This is a genomic window from Vibrio aestuarianus (assembly GCF_028858425.1).
Classification (GTDB): Bacteria; Pseudomonadota; Gammaproteobacteria; order Enterobacterales; family Vibrionaceae; genus Vibrio; species Vibrio aestuarianus.
Genome location: NZ_JAKNYQ010000001.1, coordinates 2,825,544 through 2,839,455, shown reverse-complemented (window position 1 = coordinate 2,839,455; position 13,912 = coordinate 2,825,544). Strand labels below are relative to the sequence as shown.

Below are 13,912 nucleotides of genomic sequence, written 5' to 3'. Positions count from 1 at the left end.
TTAGTTAATGATAGGGCGGCGATTAAGCCGCCCTCGTTAACACGAATAACAAGATGATTGGATTACGAACACTTTTTCCTAATCGAATTGTCGTCTAGCTCACAGGCTAAATGGATTTACTTTTCACACCATTAACATCTCTGTAAACTGTTGCGGTCTGAAAAATATCTCGTTTTAAGTAATTCGTTTTTAATAACAAAACAAATAGATAGAACACCCACTCAGCCTGTTAGGGATAATGACTACAAGAGGTCAAAATGAGCAAAGAAATCAAAGCCCAAGTGGTAGTGCTTGGTGCCGGTCCTGCTGGTTACTCCGCTGCATTCCGCTGTGCAGACTTAGGTCTTGAAACAGTACTTATTGAACGTTACAGCACCCTTGGCGGTGTGTGTTTGAACGTGGGTTGTATCCCATCTAAAGCACTACTTCACGTAGCGAAAGTTATTGAAGAAGCGAAAGCGCTTGCTGAGCATGGTATCGTATTTGGTGAACCACAAACTGACATCGACAAAATTCGTCTTTGGAAAGAAAAAGTGATCAACCAACTGACAGGCGGTCTTGGCGGTATGGCTAAGATGCGTAAAGTTACCGTTGTTAACGGTTTTGGTAAATTTACTGGCCCTAATGCTATCGAAGTTGAAGGTGAAGACGGCAAAACCGTAGTTAATTTCGATAACGCTATCGTTGCAGCGGGTTCTCGCCCAATTAAACTACCATTCATTCCTCATGAAGACCCACGCATTTGGGATTCAACTGATGCACTTGAACTGAAAGAAGTTCCTGGAAAGCTGTTGATCATGGGTGGCGGTATTATCGGTTTGGAAATGGCGACGGTTTACCACTCGCTTGGTTCTAAAATTGATGTGGTTGAAATGTTTGACCAACTTATCCCAGCGGCGGATAAAGACATGGTTAAAGTTTACACCAAACGTATTAAAGACAAATTTAACCTGATGCTTGAAACGAAAGTGACGGCTGTTGAAGCGAAAGAAGATGGTATCTACGTTTCAATGGAAGGCAAAAAAGCACCAGCGGAAGCTGAGCGTTATGATGCAGTCCTTGTTGCTATCGGCCGTGTACCAAATGGTAAGCTGATGGATGCTGAAAAAGCAGGTATTGAAGTGGATGAGCGTGGCTTTATCAATGTAGATAAGCAAATGCGCACGAACGTTCCTCATATCTTCGCTATTGGTGATATTGTTGGTCAACCAATGTTGGCTCACAAAGGTGTACATGAAGGTCACGTAGCGGCAGAAGTTATTTCAGGTAAGAAACACTACTTTGACCCTAAAGTTATCCCTTCAATTGCGTACACTGAGCCAGAAGTAGCTTGGGTTGGTAAAACTGAAAAAGAAGCGAAAGCAGAAGGTATTAACTACGAAGTAGCGACATTCCCTTGGGCTGCTTCTGGTCGTGCAATCGCTTCTGATTGTGCAGACGGTATGACCAAGCTTATTTTTGATAAAGAGACTCATCGCGTTATTGGTGGTGCTATCGTTGGTACTAACGGTGGTGAACTACTGGGTGAAATTGGTCTTGCTATCGAGATGGGTTGTGATGCTGAAGATATCGCATTGACGATTCATGCTCACCCAACGCTACACGAGTCTGTTGGTCTTGCGGCTGAAGTGTTTGAAGGTACGATTACTGACCTTCCAAACGCAAAAGCGAAAAAGAAAAAGTAATGACCTAATCATCAGATAAAGAAAAACCGCTGAAGCCAGCGGTTTTTTTATGTTCTTATCGATCAGATATTAGTGCTCTTTTTTGTAGATGCACAGCATATTTAGGTAGCTTTTCACTAACGTGCACATGCTTTCTTCATTCGGTAGGCGATTGGCCTGAATAAAGAGCGAGTAGCAGATACCGTGGAAAAGTGTCGCCAGATCTTCAGGATCATGTTCGTTGCATACTTCACCACGTTCGATAGCCTTAATAAACATATTCTTGACTAGTAATTGATTGGTGCGGTTTGTAGAAACAAACAGTGGCCAAACTTCTTCACGTGTCGAAGCACTCCACTCAAACCACACTTTTAACCAGTGGCAGTCATTAACCACAAGACTAACCATGGCGGTAGTAATGTTGGTTAAGTTCTCTTTTGCGTGCAGATCAAGGTCGATATTATCAGCGAGAAAGTTAGAAAATTGGCATACAACGTGCGTTAATACGTCATCCACTAAGTCTTCGCGAGTTGGGAAGTAATTGAACACCGTTGCAACAGAAACCTGTGCAATTTCAGCGATATCGGCATGACCACCACGGCCAATGCCTCGTTTTGCAAACACTTCAAGAGCGATTTCCATCAATTGAAGTTTACGCTTTTGTGGTGATAAGCGCGTTCTGGGGCGTTTCTCTATAGATGCGTCCATAATTTTTTAATCCTTACCATTTGACGTTTTGTATTGAGCTTTCCGCTCTAATGATTATTTTGTTAATTGCTTTTAAAGCTTCATGAGTGTACTGCTGCATATGATGTGGGTCAAATAATATGAGCCTGTTTTTTGTTCAATTGCGTTAAATGCAATCAGATTCAAATGTTTTTATTGTTCAAATTAAAAATAACGGTCAATCGGTACAAAGCAAGCCTCATTTAACTATCCCGTACAGCGATGGTACTATATGTACCAAGCTAGTTACGCGACGCCATCATTACGTAAAACAGTGATCGTAAAGCGTGTCGCATCACCTAAAAAGAGAACAGTATGAAGCATACAGTTGAAGTGATGATTTCTGAGGAAATTGTTCAGGAACGAATTCGTGAATTAGGCAAACAGATCACCGAACATTATCAGGGCAGTGAAGATTTGGTCATGGTTGGCTTGCTACGCGGTTCATTTGTATTTATGGCAGACCTTGCTCGTAACATTGATTTGGTTCACCAAGTTGATTTTATGACGGCATCTAGCTATGGCAATACGATGGAAAGCTCACGTGATGTTCGTATCTTAAAAGATCTGGACGATGACATTAAAGGCAAAGATGTATTGTTGGTTGAAGATATTATCGATACGGGTAATACCTTGAACAAAGTAAAAGAGATCCTTTCGCTGCGTGAACCTAAGTCCATCCACATTTGTACTTTGCTTGATAAGCCTTCACGCCGTGAAGTACCTGTTGATGTAAAATGGATTGGTTTCGAAATCCCTGATGAGTTTGTGGTTGGGGTCGGTATCGATTACGCACAAAAATATCGTCATTTGCCGTTTATTGGCAAAGTTGTGCCACAAGAGTAAGTTAACGAAGATATGATACCAATTGTAGTAAATAACTGTTCATCCTGGCTGGTTAAAATGCTCGATAACTGCGTTAGAATTTTTGATTGTAGAATAACTACTTATCGAAAAATTCTGCCTTGTTCTCAAGCCTTTTTCCTGCGCTATTTCTGATCACTTATTTACTGTGATTGGTATGATAAAGAGCCCACTATTGAGTGGGCTCTTGGTATTTTAGCGACATAATAGCTCGTGATTGGGGTTCAGGATTTTTTCCATCGCCTTTTGATAAGTGTCATTCACCCGTTCGCGTGAATTGCAACGTACGCCAAGATATTCTAAGCGTCCATCTTCAATACCGTACACCACGCCATGCAGTTCTACATCTTGACCGCGCTCCCACGCGTTTTGTAGGACCGTGGAGTTGCCCAAGTTATACACTTGTTCAGCAACATTGATTTCACAAAGCTTGTCGGCTTTATTTTGTTCCGGTATGGCATCTAAATAGGTGCGATGTTTCAGGTATAAGTCACGAACATGCAGTAACCAGTTGTTGATCAACCCTAGTTGTGGATTATCAATCGCTGCATTCACACCCCCACAGTCATAGTGTCCGCAGATAATGATGTGTTTTACTTTCAATACATCAACCGCATATTGCACCACAGAAAGACAATTCAAGTCGGTATGAATTACCTGGTTTGCGACGTTGCGATGCACAAACAGTTCACCCGAATAAAGCCCGGTTAAACGTTCCGCAGGCACGCGACTGTCAGAGCAACCAATCCAGAGAAAATCAGGGTCTTGCCCTTGAGCTAGCTTTGCAAAGTACTCAGGACGTTCTGCTTTAATCGATTCAGACCAGCGCGAGTTATTTTCAAAAAGCTGTTTAAGTTCTGGCATCTCACTTCCCTTAAAATAGACCAAATTGCATCAATAGTAATGCTCAAGAATAAATCTGACTATACACAATGTTACAATTTCATTCTCTTATAAAATGAAGAAAAAGGCACTCATCTGACGAGTTCTCGTATGAAAAATCATGAACTTAGCTAGTTCCCATTTTTTTAGTCAAGATTGGCTAAAATTGTCGTTAATTAACGGTTAATAATTGTGATTAACATTTGCTACAGTGATGTGATTTTGGTTTTTTACAAGGAGCGCATAAGTGTTTGGGAGTCGTTTTGCCAATATTGATTTGAAAGGTGATTTGTTTGGTGGAGTGACAACGGCCATTATATCACTGCCTTTGGCGTTAGCTTTTGGTGTTGCTTCGGGCGCTGGTGCGGAAGCTGGGCTTTGGGGCGCGATCATGGTCGGGTTATTTGCTGCTTTATTTGGCGGCTCATCAACCTTGATATCAGAGCCTACCGGACCGATGACGGTCATTATGACTGCAGTCTTAACCAGCATGGTCGCTAGCTACCCAGAAACTGGACTGGCTATGACCTTTACTGTTGTGATGATGGCGGGGGCATTTCAGATATTGCTTGGAACCCTCAAGCTTGGAAAATACATTACATTAATGCCATACAGTGTGATATCTGGCTTCATGTCGGGCATTGGTGTCATCCTCATTATTTTGCAACTTTCACCACTGCTTGGTCAGGCAGCCCCTGCGGGTGGGGTGATGGGAACATTGTCTGCATTGCCAGATATCATCAGCAACATGAAGTTTAATGAACTGTTTTTGGGTTTACTCACTCTTGGTATTCTATTCTTCTTGCCCAATAAATACCGAAAATACGTTCCCGCACAACTGGTTGCTTTAGTGGCAGTGACGTTAATTTCTGTATTGCTATTTAACCCTGAAGATATCCGACGCATTGGCGTGATACCGGCTGGTTTGCCTTCACTGGTGATCCCTACTTTTAATGTTGAAATCTTCACAACCATGGTGATTGATGCGTTAGTGCTAGGCACACTAGGTTGTATTGATACCTTACTGACCGCGGTGATTGGTGACTCTTTAACACGCAAAGAGCATGACTCAGATAAGGAGTTAAGAGGGCAAGGGCTTGCCAATATGGTTTCAGGATTATTTGGTGCGTTACCGGGCGCAGGGGCAACGATGGGGACGGTGACTAACATTCAAGTTGGAGCGCGTTCACCTTTATCAGGAGTTGCTCGTGCTTTGGTGTTGGCGTTAGTTGTGTTAGTGGCTGGTGGTTTAACCGAACCTATCCCGATGGCGGTTTTAGCGGGTATTGCTGTCTATGTCGGGTTCAACATTCTCGATTGGAGTTTCATTCAACGCGCGCATAAAGTCAGCGTGCAAGGCATGGCTATTATGTATGGCGTAATGCTGCTGACGGTGTTTGTTGATTTGATTGTGGCGGTTGGCTTAGGTGTATTTATCTCTAATATCTTAATCATTGAACGTTTGAGCCGCGAGCAAGCGCGTCAGGTTAAAGCGATCAGTGATGCTGATGAGAACGATGTGCCTTTGACTGACAGCGAGCGCTCTTTGCTTGAGAAAGCCAATGGTAAAGTGCTGTTCTTTTATCTCTCCGGACCAATGATCTTTAGTGTTTCTAAAGCGATATCTCGTCAGCATAACCACATTAGTGACTATGAAGCGATGATCCTTGACCTTACCGATGTGCCGATGATTGATGTGACGGTTGGTTTAGCGTTAGAAAATGCGATCAGAGATGCGTTAGATGCGAAATGTGCGGTTTATCTGTTGTGTCCGAATATACAAACCAAACAACAGCTAGAGAAGTTCCACATCTTAGATTTAGTGCCGAGTGAGCAGACTTACTCTTTCCGCTATGAAGCGTTAAATGCGGCTGTAAGGCATGTAACCCCATCTAACTAGTTTAGGGTGATAACCTTAAGAGCGCAGATCACTTGGTCTGCGTTTTTTATTTCATTAATTTCTAATGTTGGGTTGAAAAATGGTGGGTTAAGTGGCACATCTAACAAGTTAAAGTCACAAAGAGTGATCATTGAATGTACGCATTAGAAATAGAACAACTACGCAAAACCTACGCAGGTGGTTTCGAGGCCCTAAAAGGGGTGAGCTTGCAGGTAAGAAAGGGTGATTTTTACGCACTACTTGGACCTAATGGGGCTGGAAAATCGACAACTATCGGTATTATTTCATCCTTGGTCAATAAGACTTCCGGTAACGTAAAGGTTTTTGGCTACGATATTGATAAAGATCTGGAACTTGCGAAGCAAAATATTGGCTTGGTTCCTCAAGAATTCAATTTCAACCAATTTGAAAGCGTTGAGCAGATTGTAATGCAGCAGGCTGGTTATTACGGTGTTGCTAAATCGCTAGCGAAAGAAAGAGCGGAAAAGTATTTATCTAAGCTCGATCTGTGGGAAAAACGTAAAGAACGTGCACGAAATCTTTCTGGTGGTATGAAACGCCGCTTAATGATTGCTCGCGCTTTGATGCATGAACCCAAACTGCTCATTTTAGATGAACCGACGGCTGGTGTGGATATTGAGCTCCGTCGTTCAATGTGGGAATTTCTTAAAGAGATCAATGCACAAGGCATTACCATTATTTTGACCACGCACTATTTAGAAGAGGCTGAAATGCTGTGCCGTAACATCGGCATTATCAACCGTGGTGAGTTAATCGAAAATACCTCAATGAAAGATCTGCTCGCGAAACTGCAGTTTGAGACCTTTATTTTGGATTTGGCTGACGATTCACCGTTGCCTCAGTTAGCTGGCGTTGTTTCACAAACCATGGTTAACGGTTCGTTAGAAATCGAGTTAGAGAAAACCAGAGGGTTGAATTCAGTGTTCGAGCAACTAACGCAGCAAGGCGTGACAGTATTGTCAATGCGCAATAAAGCTAACCGCTTGGAAGAGCTGTTTGTCAGTATTGTGCAACAACAGAGTCGAGGTCAGTAATTATGTATCGTTTGTATTGGACGGCTTTTTGTAGCTTGTTGACCAAGGAAATAAACCGCTTTACGCGAATTTGGGTGCAGACCTTAGTGCCACCAGCTATTACCATGACGCTTTATTTCATCATTTTTGGTAACTTGATTGGTTCGCGAATTGGTCAAATGAATGGTTTTAGCTATATGGAATATATTGTGCCGGGCTTAATCATGATGTCGGTGATCACCAACTCTTATTCCAATGTTGCTTCTTCTTTCTTTAGCGCGAAATTTCAAAAAAATATTGAAGAGTTACTGGTTGCTCCCGTTCCCAATTACGTGATTATTGCAGGGTTCGTTATGGGGGGCGTAGTGCGAGGTTTATTAGTCGGAGCCATCGTGACTTTTGTTTCGTTGTTTTTTGTTGATCTACAAGTGGATCATTGGGGCATTATTGTTGCGACGGTATTTCTCACGTCAGTAGTGTTTGCTTTAGGCGGCATGATTAACGCGGTGTTTGCTAAGACATTTGACGATATTTCGATTATTCCGACTTTTATACTCACGCCATTAACTTATTTAGGTGGAGTCTTTTATTCGATCAGCCTGCTGCCGGATTTTTGGCAAGGAGTATCGAAAATCAACCCAATTGTTTATATGGTTAATGCGTTTCGCTATGGTTTTCTTGGGGTTTCTGATGTGGGTATCGTGACTTCCTTTAGCGTACTGGGGGTTTTTGTGGTCGCGTTGTATGCGGTTGCTCACTATCTTGTATCACGTGGTATTGGTCTGAGAAGCTAGTACCAATCGTAGTCAATAATTGCTAATAAAAAGGTCGACGCATTGTCGACCTTTTTTAGTTCAGTAGGTTGGAGATTATTCTTCTTCAGGATCGGCTTTGCTTTCTACATTGAAATCTACGATTTGGTTATCAATCAAACGGGCTTGGCCTAAAAAAGCTGAAACTAAAATCACTGCTTGAGTTGTCTCGGCTGAGATAACTTGCAGAGTTTTAGCATCGCGAATGAAGATCTCATCCGGTTGTAAGCCAGCAGCGCGCAGTTGATCACTCGCATCTTCAATGATCGATGCATAGTCATCACGTCCACCACGCATTGCACTACTGATCCAACGCATAGTGCGTGCTAGCACTGGAGCGCGTTGGCGTTGATCGAGTGTAAGCAGGCCATTGCGTGAGCTCATGGCTAACCCGTCCATTTCGCGCACGGTTGGAACACCAATAATTTCAATATCCATACATAGGTCATTAACCATCTGACGAATAATGGCCAATTGCTGGAAATCTTTTTCCCCAAAACAAGCGACATTAGGCTGAACAATATTGAATAGTTTAGCGACAATGGTTGCTACACCACGAAAATGTCCTGGTCTTGAAGCGCCTTCGAGCATATGCGATAGCCCTGGTACTTCAATAAAGGTTTGTTTGTCTAAACCTTGTGGATACATTACTTCTGGGGTTGGAGTAAAGACAAAATCAACGCCTTCCGCGTTAAGTTTACTTAAGTCTTCATCTAATGTTCTTGGGTAGTTATTTAAGTCATCTGCACGATCAAATTGCATTGGATTGACAAAAATACTGACCACGACCACATTTCCCTCTTCACGAGCTTTACGCACTAGGGTTAAGTGGCCTTCATGTAAGTTGCCCATGGTTGGCACAAAAGCGACTCGGCGACCATCACGCTTATACTGTTTGATCTGCTCGCGAAGAGCTGAAATGTCAGCAAAAGTTTGCATGAATATCTCCTTTAGGCAATGGTATGAGCATCATCAGGGAAGGCTGCACTTTCTACATCTTGGATGTATTGTGCAACGGCTTTACGCATATCACCTGTTTCAGCAAGGAAGTTTTTCGAGAATTTTGGCATGTAGTTCGCCGAAATTCCAAACATATCGTGCATTACTAAAATTTGACCATCTGTTACATTACCTGCACCAATACCAATTACTGGTACCTCTAGGACTTCGGTAATGCGCGCGGCAAGGCTAGCAGGAACACATTCTAGTAATACAATTTGAGCGCCGGCATCTTGTAGTGCTAATGCATCTTTTACCATGCGATCGGCTTTTTCTTGATCTCGGCCTTGTACTTTATAACCGCCAAAAATATTGACTGATTGAGGGGTTAAACCCAAGTGAGCACAAACTGGAACCGCGCGCTCTGTCAGCATTTTCACGGTATCCACTAACCAGTCGCCACCTTCAATTTTCACCATGTTTGCACCGGCTTGCATGATTTTGGCTGCATTTTCGCATGCTTGCTCTGGTGTGGCGTAACTCATGAAAGGCATGTCGGCCATCAGTAAGCTGTTTGGGCTGCCTGCACGCACACTGCGAGTGTGGTAGGCGATCTCATCGACCGTGACGGGCAGAGTATCAGTTTTACCTTGCAGTACCATTCCTAACGAGTCACCGACGAGTAAAACGGGCATTTCTTGGCTTTCAAAAAGTTGTGCAAAACTGGCGTCATAAGCGGTCACTGACGCAAATTTACGACCTTGTTGTTTCCATTGAATTAGGTCGTTGATCGTAATTTTTTTCATTTGATGTCCTTACTAGGCGTTGGCGATTGCCAAATACTGAGCCCATTACGATCGACTTGGTTTAAAAGTTCGTTGAGCTCAGCCCCATCAGGGAGTTGTAAATTTGGTGCGATTTCAGCGAGCGGGTAAAGTACGAATTCTCGTACTTTCATTCCATAATGAGGAATGGTTAGACGCTCGGAATCGATCACCTCATTGCCGTAAAGAAGAATATCTAAGTCGAGAGTTCTTGGCCCCCAACGTTCATCTTTACGGACGCGCCCCTGTTCCAACTCGATACGTTGTGTGCAATCAAGCAGTTCAAGTGGCGTTAATTCAGTTTGGACTTTAACGACAGCATTGATGTAATCGGGTTGATTTTGCGGCCCCATTGGCGTGCTGCTGTAAAGTTCAGATGTTGCAATAAATTCAGACTTCGGTAGACATTTTAGGGCATCAATTGCTTGTTTTGCTTGTGTGACGGGATCGCCTAAATTGCTACCAACCGCAATGTAAACCTCGATCATGATTCAGGTTTACTCTTCTTCGTATTGCGTGGGCTTTTGCGGCGACGGAAGCTAGGTTTACTGGTACTGCCACCTAAATCGTTTGCCATCGCTTGGCGCATATCACGACCCGCGCTTTCAAAAGTTGCCCACCAATCAGCTAGTTTCTTCGTTTCTCCGCCTTCAATTTCACCACGCATTTGTAGGAAATCAAACCCTGCTCGGAACTTATTGAGTTCCATTAAGCGGAAAGCACGCTTGCCATTGCGACGAGGTAGTCGTAGCTGAAGCTGCCAAATCTCGCGGATAGTTGCCGTATGACGGCGAGGTATGGCCAGTGTTTTGACCACTTGATCAAGAATCAAATTGCTCGCTTCCATTACCGCATCGTAATAAGCAAAATTACGTTGTTCCATTAACTCTTCGGCCAGCTGCACGGTTGGATACCAGAAAATAGCCGCGAACATAAAGGCTGGATTAATGCGTTTACCTTCTTCAATGCGTAGGTCGGTAGAGTCCAAGACGAGATCAAGCATTTGCTCTGTCTGTGAGTCGTATTCCGGCGTGAAATACTGAGCAATGACTGGAAACAACTGTTGGAACAAGTTGTACTCACGCATTAAGTGATAAGTCTCTAAACCATGACCCGTTTGTAGCATTTTGAGTGATTCTTCGTACAGACGTGCTGCCGGAATATCTCTCAGTAAGGGGGCAAGGTGTTCGATTGGATCGGCGGTATCTTCTTCAATATCAAAGTCGAGCTTGGCCGCAAAGCGTATAGCACGCAACATGCGAACTGGATCTTCGCGATAGCGAGTCTCAGGGTCACCAATTAAACGAATCAGCTTATCTTCTAAGTCATCAACGCCGCCAGCATAATCGTGAATGCTGTAATCTGCGATGCTGTAGTACATGGCGTTGATGGTGAAATCACGACGTTCGGCATCTTCATCAATCGTGCCGTAGACGTTATCACGCAAAAGCATACCTGCTTCCGATTGTGCGGAAACATTTTGCGTCGGCTCTTGGTGATGGCCGCGGAAGGTTGCTACTTCGATAATATCTCGGCCAAACATAATATGCGCTAAACGGAAGCGACGACCTATTAATCGGCAGTTACGAAACAGATGGCGAATTTGTTCTGGCGTTGCATTGGTGGCGATATCAAAATCTTTTGGTGTTTCACCAAGCAGTAAATCACGTACTCCGCCACCGACTAGGTACGCGTCAAAACCTGCGCCATGAAGTCGGTATAGCACCTTTAGCGCATTATCGCTGATTTGCTTGCGCGAAATATTGTGCTCTTGACGAGTGATAATATTTAGAGCTAAGTCTTGGTAAACGCGGTTTTCGCGTGGTGTATAGTCGTTTTTATTCATGTGCATCTGGCAATGATTGGTTTTGGCCAACCTTGCTTTTTAAAGTAAAAGTGCCCGATAGGGACGATTTTGCGGCTAATAATAGCGTAAGGATAGCCTTTTGAGAATCACGGTGTGATCTCGATCTCCCGAGGGAGTTGTTCAATATGCCAATTTTGGCAGCCCCATTGGATGATTTCTTCGATTGAGGCGTCGCTAATCTCTTGTTTTATACTGAACCCTAAGAATCGCATTGCATTTAGTAATGTGGGTTTAGGATTCTGAATATCAATCGCCATGGCATGATTTTGTTTCGATAATTTATTACCGCTTCCGTCCATGGCTAATGGAAGGTGTAGATAGCTTACCGGAGTTTTATGTAAGCAATGATACAAGCTGATTTGTCGTCCCGTTGGCTCAATTAAATCCGCGCCGCGTACCACTTCAGTTACTCCTTGATCGATATCATCAAGGACAACGGCTAGATTATAAGCGAATAAACCGTCTCGTCGCTTAATAATGAAGTCTTCTTCTGCTAATGCCTTAGGAATGTGAATTTCGCCATGTTTTTGATCGAAAAATGATTCTATCGGCATGTCGACGCGCAATCTTACCGAGCAATCGCTAGCGAATGAAAGCTTTTTATGACGACAGGAGCCTAAATAGAAGCCACCTGCTTGTTTAATTTGCTTACGTGTACATTGACAGTAATAGGCTTGTCCAGTCGTTAACCAGAGATCAATTTGGCTTTGATATAACGCATGGCGTTGGCTTTGGTAGACGACTTCACCATCCCAGAGTAGTCCATAAGCTTCAATGGCTTGCAATATTAATGAGGCTGCACCGGGCATTTCTCTTGGTGGATCCAGATCTTCAATACGAACCAGCCATTGGCCGTGTTGGGATTTTGCTTGAAAATAGCTACCTAGCGCTGCGATCAGCGAGCCAAAATGCAGTGGACCAGAAGGTGAAGGGGCAAATCGTCCAATATAGTTCATCGCGATTCATCCAAGTGGGAAGGGGATAAAACAAAAAGGGAGCTTAAGCTCCCTTCATTAACATTGCTAGGATTAACCTTGCATCTGTTTTTCTTTAAGCTCTGCAAGCGTTTTACAGTCAATGCAAAGGTCTGCGGTTGGGCGAGCTTCTAGGCGACGTACGCCAATTTCAACGCCACAAGACTCACAGAAGCCGTAGTCATCTTCTTCAATCTTGTTCAGTGTTTTTTCAATTTTCTTGATCAAACGACGTTCGCGGTCACGGTTACGCAGTTCTAAACTGAACTCTTCTTCTTGAGATGCGCGATCAACAGGATCTGGAAAGTTTGCCGCTTCATCTTTCATGTGGTTAACCGTGCGTTCAACTTCGTCACGAAGTTGGCTACGCCAAGCGCCTAAAATTTTTGTAAAGTGAGCCATCTGCTCAGGTGACATATACTCTTCACCTGGTTTTTCCTGGTACGGCTCAACACCTGCAATGGCTAGGATGCCTATCGCTTTTTTCTTCTCTGGCATACAGCGTCTCCTACTAACACCTAGTCAACTGCGTGAGCAGCTAATTTGAGGCGGGTATCTATAGCAAAAAGAAGTATGGTAGGCAAACACTGAATCGTAAACTTGTTGTCAATGTGAAGACGCCATCAACTTTTTATCATGAATAGGCGAATTCTACAGCTTTAACCAGTTTGATTTCATTTTCAGAAAGCACAGCCTTGTAGCACAGTACTTCCACCCCTTCTTTTTGCGCCTGTTTAAGTAATTGTGAATAGTTCGCGTCTATATGGTGCGCTGGCGACACTTTTTCAATCCCTGAATGTAAAACAGTGAATAAAAGTACGGCTCTACTTCCATTTTTAGCCATTTCTGTTAGTTCGCGTAAATGCTTTTGCCCGCGCGTTGTGATCGCATCAGGAAAATAACCTTGTCCAGGGTTGTACTCAGCGGTCTCTGCTGTGGAGTGGGATTCATCTAATAAGGTGACACTCTTCACTTCTATATAGCATTTTGGTTTGGATTCTGATTTGAGCAAGATATCAATTCGACTATTTTCTTGGCCGTATTTCACTTCTGTTTGTAAGTGATCGTAGCCTACCAGCTCTTTAATCACGCCATTTTCAATCGCTTCAACAGCTAATTGATTAGCGCGAGCAGTATTAACGCAAATGCGATCTCCTTGTGTGGTTTCGCTGATTTCCCAGCTGTGGGGATATTTGCGTTTTGGGTTATCGGAAGTGGAAAACCACACACGATTACCTGTATCAGCACAACCGGTCATGGCACCGGTATTGGCGCAATGAATCGTACGTGTTGTACCGTCGTCCATTGTGATATCAGCCAGAAAGCGTTTATAGCGCTGAATCAAGACCGCGGATTGAAGTGGAGGATTGAACTGCATTTATCTACTGTTTTTATGTACAATGTTGCCGCCATTTAAACACAAGGA

The 13,912-nt window shown here is 43.5% G+C and carries 14 protein-coding genes; 5 read left to right on the top strand and 9 right to left on the bottom strand.

Going from position 1 to position 13,912, the window contains the following annotated elements:
• Positions 1-257: 257 nt before the first annotated feature.
• A complete protein-coding gene (gene lpdA / locus MCT08_RS12865; RefSeq protein ID WP_053311323.1) occupies positions 258-1,685 on the top strand; it encodes a dihydrolipoyl dehydrogenase in 1,428 nt (475 codons plus the stop codon).
• 69 nt (positions 1,686-1,754) lie between these two features.
• Here lpdA and MCT08_RS12860 read toward each other — a convergent pair whose 3' ends face one another.
• Positions 1,755-2,372 carry a LuxR/HapR/OpaR family quorum-sensing transcriptional regulator gene (locus MCT08_RS12860; RefSeq protein WP_168523294.1) on the bottom strand — a complete coding sequence of 206 codons (618 nt, stop codon included), beginning with the start codon at positions 2,370-2,372 and terminating at the stop codon, positions 1,755-1,757.
• A gap of 333 nt (positions 2,373-2,705) precedes the next feature.
• Here MCT08_RS12860 and hpt point away from each other — a divergent pair, with 333 nt between their 5' ends.
• Positions 2,706-3,236 (top strand): hypoxanthine phosphoribosyltransferase, encoded by a 531-nt coding sequence (hpt, locus tag MCT08_RS12855; protein WP_053311321.1) that lies wholly within the window; start codon positions 2,706-2,708, stop codon positions 3,234-3,236.
• 213 nt (positions 3,237-3,449) lie between these two features.
• On the opposite strand, the gene can is transcribed toward hpt, so the two are convergent.
• Positions 3,450-4,118 carry a carbonate dehydratase gene (can, locus tag MCT08_RS12850; RefSeq protein ID WP_053311320.1) on the bottom strand — a complete coding sequence of 223 codons (669 nt, stop codon included), beginning with the start codon at positions 4,116-4,118 and terminating at the stop codon, positions 3,450-3,452.
• Positions 4,119-4,383: 265 nt separating this feature from the next.
• On the opposite strand from can, the gene MCT08_RS12845 reads away from it, so the two are divergent.
• The 3 genes from MCT08_RS12845 to MCT08_RS12835 all read left to right on the top strand — a co-directional run bounded on the left by MCT08_RS12845 (position 4,384) and on the right by MCT08_RS12835 (position 7,864).
• Positions 4,384-6,036, top strand: a complete 1,653-nt coding sequence (locus tag MCT08_RS12845; protein WP_274678539.1) for a SulP family inorganic anion transporter — start codon at positions 4,384-4,386, stop codon at positions 6,034-6,036.
• A gap of 134 nt (positions 6,037-6,170) precedes the next feature.
• On the top strand, positions 6,171-7,091 hold the full coding sequence (locus MCT08_RS12840; RefSeq protein WP_053311318.1) for an ABC transporter ATP-binding protein: 921 nt from the start codon (positions 6,171-6,173) through the stop codon (positions 7,089-7,091).
• A gap of 2 nt (positions 7,092-7,093) precedes the next feature.
• A complete protein-coding gene (locus MCT08_RS12835) occupies positions 7,094-7,864 on the top strand; it encodes an ABC transporter permease (protein ID WP_053311317.1) in 771 nt (256 codons plus the stop codon).
• A gap of 75 nt (positions 7,865-7,939) precedes the next feature.
• Here the strand turns inward: MCT08_RS12835 and panC are convergent, their stop codons facing one another.
• The 7 genes from panC to sfsA all read right to left on the bottom strand — a co-directional run bounded on the left by panC (position 7,940) and on the right by sfsA (position 13,864).
• On the bottom strand, positions 7,940-8,821 hold the full coding sequence (gene panC / locus MCT08_RS12830; RefSeq protein WP_053311316.1) for a pantoate--beta-alanine ligase: 882 nt from the start codon (positions 8,819-8,821) through the stop codon (positions 7,940-7,942).
• 11 nt (positions 8,822-8,832) lie between these two features.
• On the bottom strand, positions 8,833-9,627 hold the full coding sequence (gene panB / locus MCT08_RS12825) for a 3-methyl-2-oxobutanoate hydroxymethyltransferase (RefSeq protein WP_176245387.1): 795 nt from the start codon (positions 9,625-9,627) through the stop codon (positions 8,833-8,835).
• Positions 9,624-10,133, bottom strand: coding sequence for a 2-amino-4-hydroxy-6-hydroxymethyldihydropteridine diphosphokinase (gene folK, locus MCT08_RS12820; RefSeq protein WP_053311314.1), 510 nt, complete (start codon positions 10,131-10,133; stop codon positions 9,624-9,626). The genes panB and folK overlap by 4 nt, the downstream gene beginning before the upstream one ends.
• Entirely contained in the window at positions 10,130-11,491 is a 1,362-nt protein-coding gene (gene pcnB, locus MCT08_RS12815) for a polynucleotide adenylyltransferase PcnB (protein WP_171375412.1), read from the bottom strand. The genes folK and pcnB overlap by 4 nt, the downstream gene beginning before the upstream one ends.
• 107 nt (positions 11,492-11,598) lie before the next feature.
• Entirely contained in the window at positions 11,599-12,468 is an 870-nt protein-coding gene (gene gluQRS / locus MCT08_RS12810) for a tRNA glutamyl-Q(34) synthetase GluQRS (protein WP_168523287.1), read from the bottom strand.
• Between the two features lie 72 nt (positions 12,469-12,540).
• Positions 12,541-12,984 carry an RNA polymerase-binding protein DksA gene (gene dksA / locus MCT08_RS12805; protein WP_053311311.1) on the bottom strand — a complete coding sequence of 148 codons (444 nt, stop codon included), beginning with the start codon at positions 12,982-12,984 and terminating at the stop codon, positions 12,541-12,543.
• Between the two features lie 136 nt (positions 12,985-13,120).
• The gene (gene sfsA / locus MCT08_RS12800) at positions 13,121-13,864 is read right to left on the bottom strand and encodes a DNA/RNA nuclease SfsA (RefSeq protein ID WP_274678538.1); all 744 of its coding nucleotides are present in this window, start codon (positions 13,862-13,864) and stop codon (positions 13,121-13,123) included.
• Between the last annotated feature and the right edge of the window lie 48 nt (positions 13,865-13,912).